The 17,931-nt window shown below is 70.0% G+C and carries 17 protein-coding genes; 10 read left to right on the forward strand and 7 right to left on the reverse strand.

Annotated elements, in window-relative coordinates:
• The first annotated feature begins 240 nt into the window (after positions 1–240).
• From ABGB01_RS30735 to ABGB01_RS30750, 4 genes are read left to right on the forward strand one after another with little or no spacing between them, the layout of a single operon-like run.
• Positions 241–1,038 carry a DUF1838 family protein gene (locus ABGB01_RS30735; RefSeq protein WP_347777006.1) on the forward strand — a complete coding sequence of 266 codons (798 nt, stop codon included), beginning with the start codon at positions 241–243 and terminating at the stop codon, positions 1,036–1,038.
• Positions 1,035–2,420 carry an aldehyde dehydrogenase family protein gene (locus ABGB01_RS30740; protein ID WP_347777007.1) on the forward strand — a complete coding sequence of 462 codons (1,386 nt, stop codon included), beginning with the start codon at positions 1,035–1,037 and terminating at the stop codon, positions 2,418–2,420. The genes ABGB01_RS30735 and ABGB01_RS30740 overlap by 4 nt, the downstream gene beginning before the upstream one ends.
• A gap of 2 nt (positions 2,421–2,422) precedes the next feature.
• Entirely contained in the window at positions 2,423–2,866 is a 444-nt protein-coding gene (locus ABGB01_RS30745) for a hypothetical protein (RefSeq protein WP_347777008.1), read from the forward strand.
• Entirely contained in the window at positions 2,867–3,880 is a 1,014-nt protein-coding gene (locus ABGB01_RS30750; protein ID WP_347777009.1) for a nitrilase-related carbon-nitrogen hydrolase, read from the forward strand.
• Here ABGB01_RS30750 and ABGB01_RS30755 read toward each other — a convergent pair.
• Genes ABGB01_RS30755 through ABGB01_RS30765 form a run of 3 tightly spaced genes read right to left on the reverse strand, consistent with a single transcriptional unit; the run spans position 3,870 to position 6,387 of the window.
• The gene (locus tag ABGB01_RS30755) at positions 3,870–4,655 is read right to left on the reverse strand and encodes an ABC transporter permease (RefSeq protein ID WP_347777010.1); all 786 of its coding nucleotides are present in this window, start codon (positions 4,653–4,655) and stop codon (positions 3,870–3,872) included. The two genes, ABGB01_RS30750 and ABGB01_RS30755, sit on opposite strands and share 11 nt — an antisense overlap.
• Positions 4,652–5,431 carry an ABC transporter permease subunit gene (locus ABGB01_RS30760; RefSeq protein WP_347777011.1) on the reverse strand — a complete coding sequence of 260 codons (780 nt, stop codon included), beginning with the start codon at positions 5,429–5,431 and terminating at the stop codon, positions 4,652–4,654. The genes ABGB01_RS30755 and ABGB01_RS30760 overlap by 4 nt, the downstream gene beginning before the upstream one ends.
• Positions 5,428–6,387 (reverse strand): ABC transporter substrate-binding protein, encoded by a 960-nt coding sequence (locus tag ABGB01_RS30765; protein WP_347777012.1) that lies wholly within the window; start codon positions 6,385–6,387, stop codon positions 5,428–5,430. The genes ABGB01_RS30760 and ABGB01_RS30765 overlap by 4 nt, the downstream gene beginning before the upstream one ends.
• 225 nt (positions 6,388–6,612) lie before the next feature.
• Here ABGB01_RS30765 and ABGB01_RS30770 point away from each other — a divergent pair, with 225 nt between their 5' ends.
• Positions 6,613–7,422: a methyltransferase domain-containing protein gene (locus tag ABGB01_RS30770; protein WP_347777013.1), complete on the forward strand. Its 810-nt coding sequence runs from the start codon at positions 6,613–6,615 to the stop codon at positions 7,420–7,422.
• A 4-nt stretch (positions 7,423–7,426) separates the two neighbouring features.
• Here ABGB01_RS30770 and ABGB01_RS30775 read toward each other — a convergent pair whose 3' ends face one another.
• From ABGB01_RS30775 to ABGB01_RS30790, 4 genes are read right to left on the reverse strand one after another with little or no spacing between them, the layout of a single operon-like run.
• Positions 7,427–8,875 (reverse strand): dihydroorotase family protein, encoded by a 1,449-nt coding sequence (locus ABGB01_RS30775; RefSeq protein ID WP_347777014.1) that lies wholly within the window; start codon positions 8,873–8,875, stop codon positions 7,427–7,429.
• 23 nt (positions 8,876–8,898) lie between these two features.
• Entirely contained in the window at positions 8,899–9,675 is a 777-nt protein-coding gene (locus tag ABGB01_RS30780) for an ABC transporter permease subunit (protein ID WP_347777015.1), read from the reverse strand.
• A complete protein-coding gene (locus ABGB01_RS30785) occupies positions 9,672–10,481 on the reverse strand; it encodes an ABC transporter permease (RefSeq protein ID WP_347777016.1) in 810 nt (269 codons plus the stop codon). The genes ABGB01_RS30780 and ABGB01_RS30785 overlap by 4 nt, the downstream gene beginning before the upstream one ends.
• The gene (locus tag ABGB01_RS30790; RefSeq protein ID WP_347777017.1) at positions 10,478–11,428 is read right to left on the reverse strand and encodes an ABC transporter substrate-binding protein; all 951 of its coding nucleotides are present in this window, start codon (positions 11,426–11,428) and stop codon (positions 10,478–10,480) included. The genes ABGB01_RS30785 and ABGB01_RS30790 overlap by 4 nt, the downstream gene beginning before the upstream one ends.
• 501 nt (positions 11,429–11,929) lie before the next feature.
• On the opposite strand from ABGB01_RS30790, the gene ABGB01_RS30795 reads away from it, so the two are divergent.
• The 5 genes from ABGB01_RS30795 (at position 11,930) to ffh (ending at position 17,814) form a co-directional block, all read left to right on the forward strand.
• A complete protein-coding gene (locus tag ABGB01_RS30795; RefSeq protein ID WP_347777018.1) occupies positions 11,930–14,764 on the forward strand; it encodes a nitrate- and nitrite sensing domain-containing protein in 2,835 nt (944 codons plus the stop codon).
• Complete coding sequence (locus ABGB01_RS30800; protein ID WP_132515580.1) at positions 14,761–15,183, forward strand: roadblock/LC7 domain-containing protein; 423 nt, start codon at positions 14,761–14,763, stop codon at positions 15,181–15,183. The genes ABGB01_RS30795 and ABGB01_RS30800 overlap by 4 nt, the downstream gene beginning before the upstream one ends.
• Before the next feature lie 131 nt (positions 15,184–15,314).
• The gene (locus ABGB01_RS30805; protein WP_347621989.1) at positions 15,315–15,638 is read left to right on the forward strand and encodes a DUF742 domain-containing protein; all 324 of its coding nucleotides are present in this window, start codon (positions 15,315–15,317) and stop codon (positions 15,636–15,638) included.
• A 7-nt stretch (positions 15,639–15,645) separates the two neighbouring features.
• Positions 15,646–16,206, forward strand: coding sequence for an ATP/GTP-binding protein (locus ABGB01_RS30810; protein WP_347621909.1), 561 nt, complete (start codon positions 15,646–15,648; stop codon positions 16,204–16,206).
• A 57-nt stretch (positions 16,207–16,263) separates the two neighbouring features.
• On the forward strand, positions 16,264–17,814 hold the full coding sequence (gene ffh, locus ABGB01_RS30815) for a signal recognition particle protein (protein ID WP_347777019.1): 1,551 nt from the start codon (positions 16,264–16,266) through the stop codon (positions 17,812–17,814).
• Positions 17,815–17,931: the final 117 nt, after the last annotated feature.

Consider the following 17,931-nt stretch of genomic DNA (forward strand, 5'->3'; position numbering starts at 1 on the left):
GGTGAGCGCATGATCAGAATAGGCGTCGTCCTGCTTTCTCGGTGGGGAGCGTCCATGTTCACACGCAGACTGACGGCGTCTTTTGCTCTCGTCCTGTTGTTCGCGAGCGGCACCATTCCCGGCGTGGCGGCGGATGCCGGGTCCAGGACGCCGACCCATCCCGGTCCGGTGTTCAGAACGGTTACCGGGAAAAGCGCTCTGCTCTCGCTTCAGACTTTCGGCCGCCCCGACGGTAGGGATATGGTTTTCCGGATTTCGGGGTCGGTTTTCGCGGACGTCACGGGCAACACCCTCGACTCCGCCATGCGGCACGGCCAGAAGCTCTTCAACATCGAGGGCTACAACATCCGGCGGCTCTACCGGGTGCCCGGCACCAACCAGCTCTACCAGCTCTCGCGCGAGATCGTGTTCTACACCGACCCCGCCGACCCGGCGCGGATCGTCCGCGAGTGGAAGAACCCGGTCGACGGCAGGACGTACCCGGTCGTCCCCATCAACAACGACGCGGTCAACTTCGGCCCGTTCCCGATCACGCCCTCCTTCCAGGGGCCCCCGCTGGTGAGGTTGCACGACGAGACGGTGTGGACCAGCGACATCCCCGTACGCGCCGATCTGGGCGTCTCGCTCGGCGAGCGGTTCGGCCTCGTGGGCGGCGTCTACACGGCGCAGGAGATGTTCGACTTCTCGGTGGACGCACGCGAGGTCGCCGCCCGCGCCGTCCCCGGCACCGTCCCGCGCGGCGCGATGAAGACCAAGGTCAGCTGGGCCAGGACCAGCCCGTGGGCGCCGTTCATGTGCCTGGCGGAGACCGAGGTGCGTGGCGGGCTCACCTACCACGCCCGCGGCTGGTCGCTCGACTCCTACGACGACGTCGAGCCGTGGTTGCGCGCGGCGGTCGAAGCGGATCATCCGCGCTACACCTCCGCCCCCGCCGAGCCGGGCCCGAGCGAGAACTCCTGGACGTCCTTCCACACCAAGCAACTCGGCAAGGGAGCCACCACCTGGGCGGACTGGTGCGCCGCCAACGGCCGGTCATGAGCACCGTACGCAACCCGCTCACCGGCTGGGCCGAGCGGGAGCTCGTGCCCGCCACACCCGCGCGGCTGGCGGACCTGGCGGCCGAGCTGCGCGTGCGCGCCGGCGGCTGGCAGCGGGCGGACAGGAAAGAGGTCCTGTCGGCGTTCGCCGCGGCGCTGGCGGCCGACGACGACCTGCTGGCCGCGCTGGTGGCCGACACCGGGCGGGTGGGGGAGTCGTCGCTGGAACGGCGGCTCGCCGCGGACCTGGTCGGGCGCTGGGCCCGCGAGGCTCCCGCGCTGCTGGCGCCGCCCGAGCCGTTCGCCGCGTCGGCGCCGGGGATCGTCGTGGGCGGCGACATGGTCCCCCACGATCTCGTGGGCGTGATCAGCCCGTGGAACCTCCCCCTGCTCATGGCCGTCATCGACGCGGCTCCCGCGCTGGCGGCCGGCTGCTCCGTGCTGGTCAAGCCGAGCGAGGTGACGCCGCGGTTCATCGAGCCGCTGATGCGGCTGGTGCCTTCGGAGCTGCCGCTGAGGGTGGTCGAGGGCGACGGAGAGACCGGCGCGGCGCTGGTGGGAATGGTGGACGCCGTGGTGTTCACCGGCAGCGTCGAGACGGGGCGGCGGGTGGCCGAGGCGGCGGCCCGCGCGTTCGTGCCCGCGTTCCTGGAGCTGGGCGGCAAGGACCCGGCGATCGTGCTGGCCGGCGCCGACCTCGACCGGGCCACGTCCGCGATCCTGTGGGGAGGCACCGCCAACGCCGGGCAGTCCTGCCAGTCGATCGAGCGGGTCTACGTCGATCACGACGTCCACGACGACTTCCTCGACCTGCTCGTGAGCAAGGCCGCCAGGGTGGGGCTGACATGCGAGGGCGGCCCGATAGGCCCCCTCATCCGGCCGGGGCACGAGCAGGTGATCGCCGCCCAGCTGGCCGACGCGACGGCCAGGGGCGCGATCGTGCATACGGGCGGGGAGATCGAACGCCACGGCGGCGGCCACTGGTGCCGGCCCACGGTGTTGTCCGGGGTCACCCACGAGATGCGGGTCATGACGGAGGAGACGTTCGGCCCTCTGCTGCCGGTCATGGCCGTGGCCGGAGCCGAGGAGGCGGTGGCCCTGGCCAACGACTCCGTCTACGGGCTGTCGGCCGCGGTCTTCGCCGCCTCGGAGCAGGACGCCATGGAGGTGGCCGCCCGGCTGCGCGTGGGGGCGGTCAGCGTCAACGACGCCTCGCTGACCGCGCTCGTGCACGAAGGCGAGAAGGACTCGTTCGGGCTGTCCGGCCTGGGCCGCTCGCGCATGGGCGCCGCCTCGATACGCCGGTTCGTGCGGCGCCGGGCGTTCCTGGTGAACCGGTCGCCGGCCGCCGACCCGTGGTGGCACCCGCTGGAGAAGGAGTGAGCGTGGGACTTCGCGAGGACATGCCGCTGCTGGCGCGGCACGAGGGCAGGTGGGAGGGCGAGTATGTACACGTCGACCCCGGCGGCGCCGTGCTCGACCGGCACCGCGTCGAGATGACCTGCGCCATCGTCGGCGACGCCGCCTACCACCAGACCAACCGCTACACCTGGGACGACGGCCGGGTCGAGGTGCACGAGTTCCCCGGCCGCCATCTCGGCGGCGGCCGCTGCGGGTTCGACACCGACCGGCTCAAGGGCGAGTTCTGGGAGCTGGACGAGTCCACCATCTACCTGCGCTGGCAGTTCAAGGCGGAAGGGGAGAACCTGCGGCTGTTCGAGCTGATCGTGCTGAGCGAGACGGGCGACACCCGCAGCAGGGCCTGGCAGTGGATCCGCGACGGCGTGTGCGTGCGCCGTACCCTCATCAACGAGCGGCGGGTCGGCTGAATGACCGCCTACACCGCGCTCGCCCTGCAGGTGGAGACCCGCGCCGTCAACGCGGCCGCCGATCCGCGGGCCGAGATCGCCGCCGCCGTCGAGCGGATCGCCGAGCGGGTCCGCGGCTCGGCGGCGTGGCTCGGGCCCGGCCTGCGCCTGGTGGTGCTGCCGGAATACGTGCTGACCGGGTTCCCCATGCGGGAGAGCTTCGCCGAGTGGCGCGAACGGGCCGCTCTCGACCCCGGCGGCCCCGAATACCGCGCGCTCGGTGAGATCGCCGCGCGGCACGAGCTGTTCCTGTGCGTGAACGCCTACGAGCGCGACGAGCACTTCCCCGAGCTGTACTTCCAGGCGTCGGTGATCCTCTCCCCGCGGGGGGAGGCGGTGCTGCGTTACCGCCGGCTGCACTCGATGTTCACGCCGACCCCGTACGACGTGTGGGAGCGCTACCTCGACGTCTACGGCATCGACGGGGTGCTGCCGGTGGCCCGCACCGAGATCGGCAACCTGGCGGTGCTCGCCTCGGAGGAGGTCCTCATGCCGGAGCTGGCCCGCACGCTGGCCCTGCGCGGCGCCGAGGTCTTCTGCCATCCCACGTCGGAGGCGTCCTCGCCGGCGCTGACGCCCAAGGCGATCGCCCGCCGGGCCAGGGCCGTGGAGAACCACGCCTACGTCGTCTCGGCCAACAGCGGCGGCCTGTCCGGCATCGCGATCCCCGGAGACTCCACCAACGGCGGATCCGAGGTGATCGACCACGAAGGCCGGGCGCTGGCGCGGGCGGGTGCGGGCGAATCGCTGGTGGCCGCCGCCGAGCTGGACCTGACGGCGCTGCGCCGGCACCGGCGGCGGCCCGGAATGGGCAACCTGCTCAGCCGCGTGAAGACCGGCCTGTGGGCCGAGGAATATGCCCGCCACGACGGCGAGCGCCCCGGCGGCCTGGTGGCAGGGCCGCGCGACCGGGCCTGGTTCACGGCCCGCCAGAGGGAGACGATCGAGCGGCTGTACGGCGAAGCTAGGCCCTGACGCCGCGGTGCCAGGAGAGCACCAGCCGCTCGACGCCCAAAAACGCGGCGTTGAGCGCGATGCCGAGCAGCCCCAGCAGCACGATCGCCGCCCACATCGCCGGGATGTCGAACTGGCTCTGCGCCTCCAGCATGCGGTGCCCGATGCCCTCGCTGCTGCCGACCAGCTCCGAGATCACCATCATGATCAGCGCCACCGACACGCTCAGCCGCAGCCCGGCGAAGATCTTCGGGGAGGCGGCGGGCAGGATGACGCGGGTGAGCCGCTGCCAGGGGCCCAGCCGGTAGACGACGCCGGTCTCGATGTACTGGCGGTCGACGTGGCGGGCGCCGTCCATGGAGTTGATCAGCACCGGCCAGATGACGCCGTACACGATGGAGGCCAGCTGCATCGGGGTGCCGATCTTGAACAGCACCAGGAACACCAGCACCAGCGTGGACGGCGGCACCGAGCGGCCGAAGTGCACCAGCGGCTCGACCAGGGCCGACAGCAGCCACGAGCGGCCGAGCGCCACGCCGATCAGCACGCCCGCCGCGCACGCCACCGCCCACCCGGCGAACAGCCTGGCCAGGCTCGGCAGCAGGTCGGCGACGGCCTCGTCGGTGAGGAACGCCCGCGACGGCGGGCCCGAGAACCACATCTCGTGCAGCCGTACGACGATCCGCGACGGCGGCGGGAAGTAGGGTGCATCCGCCGAGCGGGTGGCCAGCTCCCAGCCGAGCACGGCCACGGGCAGCAGCCAATACCACACCAGCCGGCGGGCGGCGGCGGTCATGACGGCTCTCCCGCGCGAGCCCGGTGCCAGCGGAACAGGCGGCGCTCGGCGGACGTGAACAGCACGTTGGCGGCCAGCCCGATGACCCCGGCCCACAGCGGGGCGGCCAGCATGCGGTCGGCCCGGTTGGCGCTGCCCGCCAGCGACTGGAACGCGCCGATCCCGCCGCCGCCGGGAGCCAGCAACTCCACGCTCACCGCCACGATCAGGGTGACGGACACGGCGATGCGCACGCCGGTGGCGATGAACGGCGCCGCGCTCGGCAGGCTCACCCGCAGCGCCACGGCCAGCGGCCCGAAACCGAAACTGCGCAGGGTGTCCTTGGCCAGCGGGTCGACGTCCCCCAGGCCGTACAGCGTGTTGATCAGCAGCGGCCACGAGCAGGTGTAGACGATGAGCGCGACCTTGGCGTCGTGGCTCACCGGGAACAGGAACATGGCCAGGGGGATCAGCGACACCGACGGGATCGGCCGCAGGAACTCCACCAGCGGGCGTACCGACCGCTCAACGAACGGCACCGTCCCGAGCAGCAGCCCGGCGGGCACGGCGACCGCGATCGCGATCGCCAGCCCGCTCGCGCACGCCTCCAGCGTGGCCAGCACGTCGGCCCTGAACTGCGCTTCCAGCGGCAGCCGCGCCGCCGTGACCAGCACCTGCGACGTGTACGGCAGCACGTCGGGGACGAGCCCGAGGCGCCCGGCCGCCTCGGCGACGGCGAGGAAGCCCGCCACGCCGAGCACGCCGAGCGCCGCCCGCGCGATCCGCCGATCGATCATCCGCCCAGCGGCGCGAACAGCTGCGCCGCGTCCACCTTGGACTTGAGGTAGCCGTAGCCGTGCAGCAGGTCGGCGAGCTTCTGCACGCCGGCCCTGTCGGCCTCGAGCGAGAAGGTGCCGAGCGTCATCGCCGCCGCCGCGTCGGCCGGGATCTGCGTGTACGTCGGCACGACCTCGTCGATGGCCTTGCGGTCCTCGCCCGCGATCTGCTGGGCCTTGGCCAGGGCGCGGTGGAAGGCGGCGGCGGTCTTGGGGTTCTTGGCCAGCCAGTCTTCCGTGACGCCCCAGCCGTCGATCGGCACGCCGGCGGTGACGCCGGCGGTGGTGTCGATGATCTGGGTGGCGCCGTCCTTCTTGGCCGCGGTCAGGAACGGCTCGACCAGCCAGGCGGCGTCGACCTTGCCCGAGGACAGCGCGCTGATCTGGTCGGCGAACTGCACCGGGACGTATTTGACGTCGTCGGGCTTGAGCCCGGCCTCCTGCAGGTGGGCGTTGGTCAGCGTCTGCCCGAGCGCCTTCAGCACGTTGACCGCGATCGTCCTGCCCTTCAGGTCGGCGGCCGACTTGATCGGCGAGCCCTCGGCCACCACGACGCCGGCGACGTCGGGCGCGGCCTCCTGGCTGTGCTGGAAGAGCTTGAGCGTGGCCGCGCCGGAGTCGTTGATCGCCATCAGTGACACGTAGCTCGTCAGGAACGCGTCCATGCTGCCGTTGAGGATCTTCGGCATGACCGCCTGCGGAGCCTGGATGATCTCCGTCTTGACGGTCAGCCCCTCCTCCTTGAAGAAACCGCGCTTCTCCGCGATGAACAGCGGCGCCGACGACGGCACCGGCACCACACCGACCAGCAGCTGGGTCTTCTCCAGCCCGCCCGCCGAGCCTCCAGGAGCGGCTGTGCCACCGTCACCGCTCTCGCCGCCCCCTCCGCACGCGCTCAGCGAGAGGGCGATCGCCATGCCTGCGGCTAGTATCCTGGCCAGCTTCATCGCTTCTGCCTTTCTGGGGGACAAGGGGGTGCCCAGAGGGTCGTCAGGACGTCGAGCCTACGGTAGCCGATCTCTTCTGACTCGCCCTTTGTCGATCAGCTATGGGCATGGCAAGCTCGGGTCCGGCACATCTGATCATCGGACCCACCGCACGGCGCCCCCCGGGCCGCGTGCCTGCTGATTGCGAGGAAGCTGATGGATGCCAAGGAGTACATGGCCGGCGTGTTCGACCGCGCGTCCGGCAGTTACGAACGTGTCGGTGTGCCGTTCTTCACGCCCGTCGCCGCCGAGCTCGTACGCCGCGCCGCCCCCGGCCCCGGCGACCACGTGCTGGACGCCGGGTGCGGCACCGGCGCCTCGCTCGTGCCGGCCGCCCAGGCCGTCGGCCCCACCGGCCGGGTCGTCGGTCTCGACCTCGCACCCGGGATGGTGGCCGCCGCCACCGCCGAGGTGGAGCGCCACGGCCTCAGCCAGGCGGCCGTCGTGCTCGGCGACGCGGAGCACGCCGAGGACCTGCTGCCGGGCGAGCGGTTCGACATCGTGCTGGCGGGGATGATGCTCTACTTCCTGCCCGACCCGCCCGCCGCCGTGCGCTCCATGGCCGGGCTGCTGCGGCCGGGCGGGCGGCTGGCCGCCAGCCTGCTGGTCCGGTCGAGCCCCGCGGAGGCCGAGCTGTTCGCGCTGGTGGAGCGGGCGCTGGCGCCCTACGTCACGGGGGCGGGCAGCGCGCCGTTCCACCACACCCTGGGCGCGCCAGGGGAGCTGACCGGGCTGTTCGAGCAGGGCGGGCTGAGCGACGTCGAGTGCGCGGACGTGGTGTTCGAGGTGACCGTCGGGGCCGGGCAGGTGTGGGACTGGCTCTGGTCGGCCGCCCGCAGGGCCTCGCTGGAGAGCATCCCCGAGTCGCTGCGCCCCGAGGCCAGGGCCGCGCTGGAGGCGTCGTTGCCGCGGGAGGGTTTCCTGCTGGCCCGCACCGTGCGTTACGCCACGGGCACGCGCGCGTGAAGGGTTACGCGGGCCGGGACACGTAGCGTCCCACCGGACGGCCCACGACCTTGCCGGCGTCCAGCACGTGGTTGCCGCGCACGAACGTGTCCGTCACCTTGGCGGTCAGCTCGAAACCCTCGAACGGCGTGTACTCCTGCGCCGACTCCGAGTCCTGCGCCCGGACCGTCCAGGTGCTCGCGGGGTCGACCAGGCAGATGTCGGCGTCGAAACCGGGAGCGATCGTGCCCTTGGTGCGCAGACCGTACCTCTTGGCGGGGTTCCAGGAGGTCAGCGCGGCGATCCTGCCGTACGGCAGGCCCCTGCGGCGGCCCTCGGTGATCAGGCCGGGCAGCAGGTATTCCGCCCCGCCGAACCCGGCCTTGGCCACGAAGACGTCGTCGCGCGGGTCGCCGAACTTGAGCTCGTCGCGGCAGCAGGCGTGGTCGCTGACCACCCAGTCCACGGTGCCGTCGAGCACGTACTCCCACAGCGCCTCGACGTCCTCGCGCGGCCTGATCGGCGGGTTGACCTTCGCTCCGAGGCCGCTGGCCGTGTCGACGTCGGCCAGCAGGTGACCGATCGTGACCTCGCGGCGGAAGTCGATGTGCGGGAACGTCGCCGCCATGCGCACGGCCGCGTCCAGGGCCTTGCGGGACGACAGGTGCAGCAGGTTGACGTTGGCCAGCCCGGTCTCGTGGGCGAGGTAGGAGGCGATGAAGACGGCCAGCCCCTCGGAGTGCTGGGGGCGGGAGGCGCTGTAGGCGGCCAGCCCGCTCAGGTCTCCCGCCTCCTCGACGAGCTTCGTGTACGCGGTCATGATCTCGGCCGTCTCGCAGTGCAGCGACAACGAGATCTCGCCGGCCAGCTCGGGCAGGCGTTCCCTGGCCGCCTGCACCCCGCGCATCACGAACTCGAAGTGCGCGTAGTCGTAGCGCTCGCCCTCCGGCAGCATGAGGAACGCCCGCTGGTCGTCGGAGCGCCCGTGCAGCCCGTGCCCGCCGTAGAACATGAAGATCTTGAACGACGGCACCCCGAACCGCTCGACCAGGTCGGGCAGCTCGTCGATGTGCCCGCTCGACATGGGCGCCAGGTGGAATCCGTAGTCGACGTAGGCCCGGCCCTCGGCCTGCCTGAGCACCTCGGGGAAGAACTCGGCGTAGGGGCCGCCCTGGTTGAGGTAGTACTGGCCGGTCCGCATGTAGGTGAGCGCGGTGGTCACGCCGCCCTGCGCGCTCGCCCGGCTCTCCGACGCGGTGTCCTCGGGCAGCGGGTTGTAGATGCCCCAGTGCTGGTGGGCGTCCACGACACCGGGGAAGGCCAGCCTGCCGCCGCCGTCGATCACCTCGCCGGCTCCGGTCAGCCCCGGCCCCACCCGGACGATGCGGCCGTCCTCGACGGCGATGTCCGCCGCCACGGGCTCGTCGTGCTCGTGGGTGACGACCTTCACGTTCTTCAGCAGCAGCTCGGTCACGGGGGAGTGTCTCTCCTAAGCGCTTAAGCGATGCGGTGGGCGTGGCGGTGCCAGGCCAGCACGCGCCGCTCGACCATGAGGAACAGGGAGTTGAGTACGAAGCCGAGCACGCCGAGCACCAGCACGCCCGCCCAGATGGCCGGCATGTCGGCGTTGCTGTTGGCCAGGCTGAGCAGGTAGCCGATCCCCTCGGTGCTGCCCTTGAGCTCGGAGATGACCATGAGGATCAGCGCCAGCGAGACGCTCAGGCGCAGGCCCGCGAAGATCTTCGGCGCCGCGGAGGGCAGGATGATGCGGAAGAGCCTGAGCGAGGCCGGCACGCCGAACACGGTGGCGGTCTCGACCTTCAGCCGGTCGACGCTGCGTGCGCCGTCGATGGAGTTGAGCAGGATCGGCCAGATGATGCCGAAGACGATCGTCGCCACCTGCACCTGGGTGCCCATCGTGAAGAGCACGAGGAAGAGGGGGAGCATGACCGGCGGCGGCACCGCCCGGGCGAACTCGACCAGCGGCTGCACGACATCGGCCAGCCAGGCGGTCCTGCCCAGCGCGACGCCGAGCGCCACGCCCACGACCACCGCGACGGCCCACGAACCCGTCACCCTGACCAGGCTGGGCACGAAGTTGTCGACGGCCTCTTCGGTGAGGATGTACGGCCCGGAGAACCACATCTCGTACATCCGCGTCACGATCAGGGTCGGCTCCGGCAGGTACGCGATGTCGAGAGAGCGTGCCAGGAGCTCCCAGCCGCCGAGGACGACGGGGATCAGCCACAGCCGCTTCAGCAAGGTGCGCATCATGTCGTTCGCCACCTGAACAGACGCCGCTCGGCCCGTACGAGCACGGTGTTGACGACGAGCCCGAGGAAACCCGCCCACAGCAGGGCGGCCAGGACGTCGATCATGGCGTCGGCGCCGATGCCCGTGCTCGCCTGGATGAGGAAACTGCCGATGCCGGTCGACCCGCCCACGATGTACTCCACGCTGATCGCCAGGATGAGCGTGATGGAGGCGGCGAGCCGCACTCCCGTCGCGATGAAGGGCGCCGCGCTCGGCAGGGACACCCGCCACAACACGGCTCCGGCGCCGAACCCGAACGTGCGCAGCGTCTCCTTGCTCACCGGGTCGACGTCGCGCATGGCGTACATGGTGTTGATCAGGATGGGCCAGGACGCGGCGAAGACGATGAGCGCGACCTTGGCGTTGAGCTCGGAGGGGAAGAAGAACAGCGCCAGCGGGATCAGCGCCACGGACGGGATCGGCCGCAGGAACTCGACGAACACCCGGGTCATCTCCTCGATCACCGGAACCGTTCCCAGCACCAGGCCGATGGGGACCGCGACCAGGACGGCGAGCGGCAGCCCGACGATCGCGGCGGTGAGCGTGCCCAGCAGGTGGTCGAGGAACTCCGGGTCGACGGCGAGTGCGACGGTCCTGGCCAGCGTGTCCACGGCGGGCGGCAGCCATTTGATCGCGCCCGACGCTCCGAGGACCTGCCACAACAGCAGAAAGCCCGCCACGCCTGCGGCGTGGCGGGCGTACTTGACCAGCCGGGCGCGGGCGAGCGGGGACCGCTCGCGCCGCGCCGGTGTGACTGTAGCCGTCATCCCTGGTTGGGAGCCGTGTAGATCATGGACTTCACGTCCATCTCCTTCTTGAGCATGCTCGAGTCGAGCATCAGGTCCGCCACCCGCTGGATGCGCTCGGCGCTCAGCGAGGTCGGGTAGGCGCCCAGGTTGATCGTGGCGGCGGTCTCTGCCGGGATCTTGGTGAAGGTCGGCAGGACCTTCGTCACCGCGCTACGGTCGGTAGCCGCGATCTGCTGCGCCTTGGCCATGGCCCGCTGGAACGCCGCCAGCGTCTTGGGGTTGTCGGCGACCCACTTCTCCGTGGCGGCCCAGCCGGTGATCGGCAGGCTCTCGGTCGGGCCCGACATCGTGTCCACCAGCATGGTGGCCCCGAGCTCCTTCTTCGCCTGGCTGACGTAGGGGTCGGTCATCCAGACGGCGTCCACGTCGCCCTTGTCGAGCGAGGAGAGCCAGTTGGTCGTCGGGACCTCGACGTACGTGAGGTCCTTTTCGGGGTCGAGGCCGGCGACCTTGAAGTGCGGGTTCATGGTGAGGACGCCCAGACCCTTCAAGGCGTTGACGCCGACCTTCTTGCCCTTCAGGTCGGCGACCTTCTTGATGGGGGAGTCCTTCTTCACCATGATGCCGAACGCGCCCTGCGCGCCTTGGTAGGAGTCGGCGATGTACTTGAACTTCTCGGTGCCCTGTTCCTGGATCGTCAGGATGGTGGCGTAGCTACCGAGAACGACGTCCATGGCGCCATTCGAAAGCTTTCCCAGGACCTGCTGCGGAGCCTGGATGGGCTCCTGCTTGACGGTGAGGCCTTCCTCCTTGAAGAAGCCTCGTTCCATGGCGATGAACAGCGGCGCCGAGTCCGCGCCGGGATATTGGCCGATCAGCAGGTCGGTCTTCATACCGGCGTCGGCGCCTGAGCCCTCGGCCTTGTCGTCAGAACCGGAGCACCCAGTGATGACGAGGGTGGCCACAAGCCCAACCAGGGCAGTACGCCCTAATGCACCGAACCGCATTGCGGGTCTCCTTTGAACCGGGGGGTGAGTGCGAACGGGGGTGTTCAACGACGCTGGCACCTTAGCGCAGGCCATGCTGACCAGGTCACCTGGAACACCTGAAATTAACAAGATATATCCACATATATGGTATTTTGCGGTGGTTTGTCCGTTTGTCGGGAAATCTGGAGTCCTTGACCGCACGGCTGGGGCAGGTGTGGTGAATTGCGTAAAATGCAGAGCCGTGTGTTGCTTGTGATCTTTGCGGTATTGGCCGATCTCAGGTAGATGTGCTCCAATTAGCTCTCGCCCCAAGGGTGCGTCGGCGTCACATGGCAAACATGCGTAATGACGTGATCTACGTGCACCAGGCCATCCGAGGAGAGGTTGCGGAGGCAAGTGAAGACTGTGGTCCCCCCTACGGGCGGCGAACAGGGCTTAACAGAACAAGCCCCCCGACAAGGCCCCCGTGGGCCAGAGATGTCCGAGCCGGACGGCGCGGACGCGGTCGACAAACGCCAGGCGGGATCTCGCTTCTCCGTGCGCAACTGGCGAGTGCGCTCCAAGCTGCTGGTCATCGTCGTCATCCCGACCCTCGCCGCGCTCGTGTTCGGTGGCCTGCGCGTCACCACCTCGATCGCCACCGCTGGTGAATACGCCCAGGTCAACGAAGTGGCCGTGCTGGCGAGCCGGCTGACCGCCCTCGCCCACGAGGTCGAGCGCGAACGCGACCTGACCGCCCGGTTCGTCGCCCTGGGACGCCGGACCTCGGACGACGAGAAGGCGGACGTCGCGGCCCAGTACGAGAACGTCGACAAGCTCGTCGCCGACGTCAAGCCGGGCATCGAGGCCCTCATGTCCTCCGACAACTCGGCGGCCCCCGAGGCCCTGCGCATCAAGAACCGCTTCGACGAGCTCGCCACCTCGCGAGACACTGCGGTCGCCTCCCAACTCGACGTCAACTCCGTCATCGAGCTCTACGACCGGACCATCTCCGACCTTCTCTCGCTGAACGACAAGATCGACCAGGGCGCGGTCGACAAGGAACTGTCCGCGAGCGTGTCCGGCTTCGCCGCCCTGGCCAGGGCCAAGCAGTACGTCTCCACCCAGCGCGCGCTGCTCGTCGCCGCCCTGGCCACCGGCGAGTTCGGCAAGGCCGAGCTCGACTCCTTCATCGCCGCCCGCGCCCAGCGGAACAGCGAGCTCGCCACCTTCAAGTCGCAGGTCTCCCTCCAGCTCCGCCAGGCTTACGACGACTCCGTCAGCGGCCGGTCCGTGGACCGCGCCGAGGTCCTGCTGGCCCGAGCCCTGCTCCTGCAGGACGACGGCCTGCCCCTGCGCGACCGCAGGCTCGGCCTCACCCGCGACGGCAAGGCGTGGTTCGACGCCATCAGCGAGACCATCGACGGGATGCGCTCCGTCGAGCAGCAGACGGCCGACTCCATCGTGCTGCGCAGCCGCACCCTGGAAGGCGCGGAGCAGCAGAACGCCGTGATCGTCGGTGGCGTGATCGCAGCTCTGCTCCTCCTCGTGCTGCTGGTCACCGTCTTCATGGCCCGCTCGCTGAGCGGCCCCCTGCGCAGGCTGCGCAGGGAAGCGCTGTTCATCGCCGGCCGCCGCCTGCCGGAGACCGTCAAGCAGTTGCGCGAGAGTGGCGAAGACTCGATCGGGCCCGTGACCCCGATCGGCGTCGCCTCCAACGACGAGATCGGTGAGGTCGCGCGGGCGTTCGACGAGGTGCACCGTGAGGCGGTGCGGCTGGCGGGCGAGGAGGCGCGGCTGCGGAGCAACGTGAACGCGATGTTCGTGAACCTGTCGCGGCGTAGTCAGACGCTGGTGGAGCGGCAGATCACGTTGATCGACGGTCTGGAGCAGGGTGAGCAGGACGAGCAGCGGCTCGGGAACCTGTTTAAGCTGGATCACCTGGCCACGCGTATGCGGCGTAACAGTGAGAACCTGCTGGTGCTGGCGGGGCAGGACCCGCCACGCCGCTGGAGCAAACCCGTCAAGCTGGTCGACGTCGCCCGGGCCTCCCTGTCGGAGGTGGAGAACTACGAGCGGGTCGTGTTGCAGGTGCCCGACGGGGTGTCGGTGGCCGGTCAGGCGGTCAACGACGTCATCCACCTGATCGCGGAGCTGGTGGAGAACGCCCTGTCGTTCTCGCCGCGTGAGACGCGGGTGACGGTGTCGGGCAGCAGGATCGACGGGGGCGGCGTGATGTTGTCGATCACCGACTCCGGCATCGGGATGACCCCCGACGAACTGACCCAGGCCAACGATCGCCTCCTGGAAGCCCCCACCGTGGACGTGTCGGTGTCGCGGCGCATGGGCCTGTTCGTGGTCGCTCGCCTGGCGCACCGCCACGGCATCCGGGTGCAGCTGCGCCCGCACGGCTCCGGCGGGCTGACCGCCATGGTCCTCATGCCGGAAGCGCTCCTGGGCTCGCAGGCCCCCGCCTACGGCCCGACCCCCGCGAACAACGGCATGGGCCAGCAGGACAGCATCTCGTTCGACGAGAGCTTCGGCGCCCGCCAGCCCGCGGCGCAGCCGCCTGCCCCCCAGTGGGGCGCGGGCGGAAGCTACCAGCCGGGGCCCGGGCACCCGTCGTTCCCCTCAGAGCCGTCGTTCCCGTCGCAACCGCCGTTCTCCTCGCAGCCCTCCTCCTTCTCCCCTCGGGGGAGCATGGACTCCGGCTGGCCCTCCGATCCGCGCAACAACGGCGGCGGTTACGACACCGCCGACGTCTGGGTCCCCTCCCGTAATCCCGCGAGCCCGCCCGGCAACTGGATGAGCAGCAGCAACCCGCTGCCGCAGCGGCCCACCGGCGACCGGGCGAACGCCGGCAGACCGGACCCCGACGCGGGAAGGTACGACTTCCCCGAGACCGAGGCCGCCGCGACAGGCCCGATGCCCGCCGTGAAGCCGGCCTCCGCCGGGGACGAATATCTGCCGATCTTCGCCTCGGTCGAGTCGGCCTGGTTCGAACACGGTCCTGACAGCGGCGCCACCTGGGGCTCCGCCAAGGCCGACGCCGGCTGGAGCGCCGCCGAAGCCGTCGTCGAGCCCGTACGCGACGGCGCCACGGCCGCCGGGCTGCCCAAGCGGGTGCCCAAGGCCAACCTGGTGCCCGGCTCCGCCGACACAGTCTCCGCGCCGAAGGGCGTCGCGCCGATGCCCGCGGTCTCGCCGGAGCGGGTGCGCAGCCGGCTCTCCAGCTTCCAGCAGGGGTTCCGGGCGGCACGTGATGACATCAGCGAGGGCAGGACGTATCCCTCCGGCCCCAGGAGTGTTGAAAGCAGGGATGAGCGGTCATGAGTGACCTGAGCCAGTCGGCACGCGGGGTGGATTGGTTAATCACCGATTTCGTCAACTCCGTCCCCGGGGTCGCGCACGCGGTGGTCGTTTCGTCTGACGGGTTGCCGCTTGCGGCGTCGTCGGGGTTTCCGGCTGATCGGGCGGATCAGCTGGCGGCGATCGCGTCGGGTCTGGTGAGTTTGACGCAGGGTGCGGCGCGGGTGTTCGAGGGGGGTGCGGTCAATCAGACGATCGTGGAGATGCAGCGTGGGTTGATGCTGATCATGTCGATCAGTGATGGTTCGTGTCTGGCGGTGCTGGCGGCTCCGGACTGTGACATGGGGTTGGTGGCGTACCAGATGACGCTGATGGTGGATCGCGCCGGTCAGGTGCTGACTCCGGCTGTGCGTGCGGAGTTGCGCGCCAGCCAGACCAGGTGATGTAGGTGACAGACCCCCGATGGAACAGCGGCAGCTGGAACTCCAACAGCGGCGGCTGGAACTCTCACAACAGCGGCAGCTGGGAGCCCCCACCTCCTCCACAGCCCCCCAGCTCCGATCCCGCCTCGCCGGTGCGGCCCTACGCCGTCACGGGCGGGCGGACCGCGCCCAGGGTCAAGCTGGCGATGGAGGCCCTGGTCTCCTCGGCCACGGCCGAGCACCGGGAGTTCTCGCACATCACGCCCGAGTACAAAGCCATCAGCCAGCTGTGCCTCCAGGTCAGATCGGTGGCCGAGGTCTCGGCGTTGCTGCGGATGCCGCTCGGCGTGGTGCGTGTTCTGATCGCTGACATGGCGGCCGAGGGCCTGGTCCGGGTGCATCAGCCGCAGCTGGATGAGGGTAGGCCGGACGTCAACCTGCTGGAAAGGGTGCTCAGTGGACTTCGCAGGCTCTAGCCCGGGCTTGACCTCGACGAAGATCGTCGTCGCCGGGGGCTTCGGGGTGGGCAAGACGACGTTCGTCGGCGCGGTGTCGGAGATCATGCCGTTGACCACGGAGGCCGTCATGACGGATGCCTCCAAGGGCATCGACGATCTGGGCATGACGCCGTTGAAGTCGACGACGACCGTGGCGATGGACTTCGGCCGGGTCTCCCTCGACCGTGACCTGATCCTTTATCTGTTCGGGACGCCCGGGCAACATCGGTTCTGGTTCATGTGGGACGACCTGGTGCGCGGGGCGATCGGCGCGGTGGTGCTGGTCGACACGCGACGGCTGGCCGACAGTTTCCCCGCCATCGACTACTTCGAAGAGGCGCAACTGCCGTTCATCGTCGGAGTGAACGGCTGGGACGGCCAGTACGCCCACAGCGACGCCGAGGTCCGCGACGCCCTGACCCTGGCCCCGCACATCCCGATGGTGCGCCTGGACGCCAGGTCGAAGGACTCCGTGAAGGCCACGCTGATCAACCTGGTCGAACACGCGCTCACGGTTCGGATGGCCGTGCCCGGCTGGAGCGGCTAGCAGAGCGGCTAGGCTGGACGCTTAGACGTACCTTCGCTTCGAGGACTGGCCAACCACGTGTTCGAGACGCTATCCGACCGGTTGACATCGGTCTTCTCCTCCCTCCGATCCAAGGGGCGGCTGTCCGATGCCGACATCGACGCCACCACCCGTGAGATCCGCATCGCGCTGCTCGAGGCCGACGTCGCCCTCCCTGTGGTCAAGGCGTTCGTCGCCCAGGTCAAAGAGCGCGCCCGCGGCGCAGAGGTCTCCCAGGCGCTGAACCCGGCGCAGCAGGTCGTCAAGATCGTCAATGACGAGCTGATCGGGATCCTCGGCGGTGAGACCCGCAGGCTCCGTTTCGCCAAGACGCCCCCGACCATCATCATGCTCGCCGGCCTCCAGGGCGCGGGCAAGACCACCCTGGCGGGCAAGCTGGCCCGATGGCTGCGCGAGCAGGGGCACGCGCCCATGCTGGTCGCGGCCGACCTCCAGCGCCCCAACGCCGTCCAGCAGCTCCAGGTCGTGGGCGAGCGCGCCGAGGTCGCCGTCTACGCGCCCGAGCCAGGCAACGGCGTCGGCGACCCGATCGGCGTCGCCCGCACCTCCATCGACGAGGCCAGGCGCCTGCAGCACGACATCGTCATCATCGACACCGCGGGCCGGCTCGGCATCGACCAGGAGATGATGCGCCAGGCCGCCGACATCCGCGACGCGGTCCAGCCCGACGAGGTCCTGTTCGTGGTCGACGCCATGATCGGCCAGGACGCCGTCACGACGGCGCAGGCGTTCATGGAAGGCGTCGGCTTCGACGGCGTCGTGCTGACCAAGCTCGACGGCGACGCCCGCGGCGGCGCGGCGCTCTCGGTCAGGCACATCACCGGCCGGCCCATCATGTTCGCCTCCACGGGCGAGAAGCTGGAAGACTTCGACGCCTTCCACCCCGACCGGATGGCCTCCCGCATCCTCGACATGGGTGACATCCTCACCCTGATCGAGCAGGCCCAGAAGACGTTCGACGAGGAGCAGGCCGCCAAGATGGCGGGCAAGCTCACCTCGGGCGAGAGCTTCACGCTCGAAGACTTCCTCGAGCAGATGCAGATGGTCCAGAAGATGGGGCCGATCAAAAACCTGCTCGGCATGATGCCCGGCATGGGGCAGATGCGCGACCAGATCAACTCCATCGACGACCGCGACCTCGACCGCATCGCGGCCATCATCCGCTCGATGACCCCGGCCGAGCGCCAGGACCCCAAGATCATCAACGGTTCCCGCCGCGCCCGCATCGCCACCGGCTCCGGCGTCACCGTCAGCGCCGTCAACAACCTCGTGACCCGCTTCTTCGAGGCCCAGAAGATGATGAAGCGGATGGCCGGCGGCATGGGCCTGCCCGGCATGCCGGGCGGGGGCGGCCGCGGCAAGGGAGGCAAGTCCCAGAAGAAGGCCAAGAAGGGGCGGCGCGTCAGCGGCGACCCGCGCAAGGCCGCCATGGGCAAGCCCTCCACCGAGACGCCCACAGAGCCCAAGCAGGGCGGCGTGCTCGGCAACCTCGGCGGCAAACTGCCCCCGGGGGTGGAGTTGCCGCCCGGCTTCGACCCCTCCAAGCTCCGGCTCCCCGGCCAGAAATAACCCCGCTCCCGCCGGCGCCCACCCACCACCCGGGCCCGGCGGGCCCATCACCACACCTTCGCCCGGCCCGCTCGCTACACCTCCGGAGGCCGGTCACCACGTACCAGGTCGGTCGTC

This window comes from Nonomuraea sp. B5E05 (assembly GCF_039880665.1).
Lineage (GTDB): Bacteria > Actinomycetota > Actinomycetes > Streptosporangiales > Streptosporangiaceae > Nonomuraea.

Coding starts and splice junctions, on each gene's coding strand:
- ABGB01_RS30785 (WP_347777016.1), bottom strand. CDS start 10,481: ATGACGGCTACAGTCACACCGGCGCGGCGCGAGCGGTCCCCGCTCGCC.
- ABGB01_RS30770 (WP_347777013.1), top strand. CDS start 6,613: ATGGATGCCAAGGAGTACATGGCCGGCGTGTTCGACCGCGCGTCCGGC.
- ABGB01_RS30780 (WP_347777015.1), bottom strand. CDS start 9,675: ATGATGCGCACCTTGCTGAAGCGGCTGTGGCTGATCCCCGTCGTCCTC.
- ABGB01_RS30735 (WP_347777006.1), top strand. CDS start 241: ATGGTTTTCCGGATTTCGGGGTCGGTTTTCGCGGACGTCACGGGCAAC.
- ABGB01_RS30755 (WP_347777010.1), bottom strand. CDS start 4,655: ATGACCGCCGCCGCCCGCCGGCTGGTGTGGTATTGGCTGCTGCCCGTG.
- ABGB01_RS30750 (WP_347777009.1), top strand. CDS start 2,867: ATGACCGCCTACACCGCGCTCGCCCTGCAGGTGGAGACCCGCGCCGTC.
- ABGB01_RS30765 (WP_347777012.1), bottom strand. CDS start 6,387: ATGGCGATCGCCCTCTCGCTGAGCGCGTGCGGAGGGGGCGGCGAGAGC.
- ABGB01_RS30760 (WP_347777011.1), bottom strand. CDS start 5,431: ATGATCGATCGGCGGATCGCGCGGGCGGCGCTCGGCGTGCTCGGCGTG.
- ABGB01_RS30740 (WP_347777007.1), top strand. CDS start 1,035: ATGAGCACCGTACGCAACCCGCTCACCGGCTGGGCCGAGCGGGAGCTC.
- ABGB01_RS30795 (WP_347777018.1), top strand. CDS start 11,930: ATGTCCGAGCCGGACGGCGCGGACGCGGTCGACAAACGCCAGGCGGGA.
- ABGB01_RS30800 (WP_132515580.1), top strand. CDS start 14,761: ATGAGTGACCTGAGCCAGTCGGCACGCGGGGTGGATTGGTTAATCACC.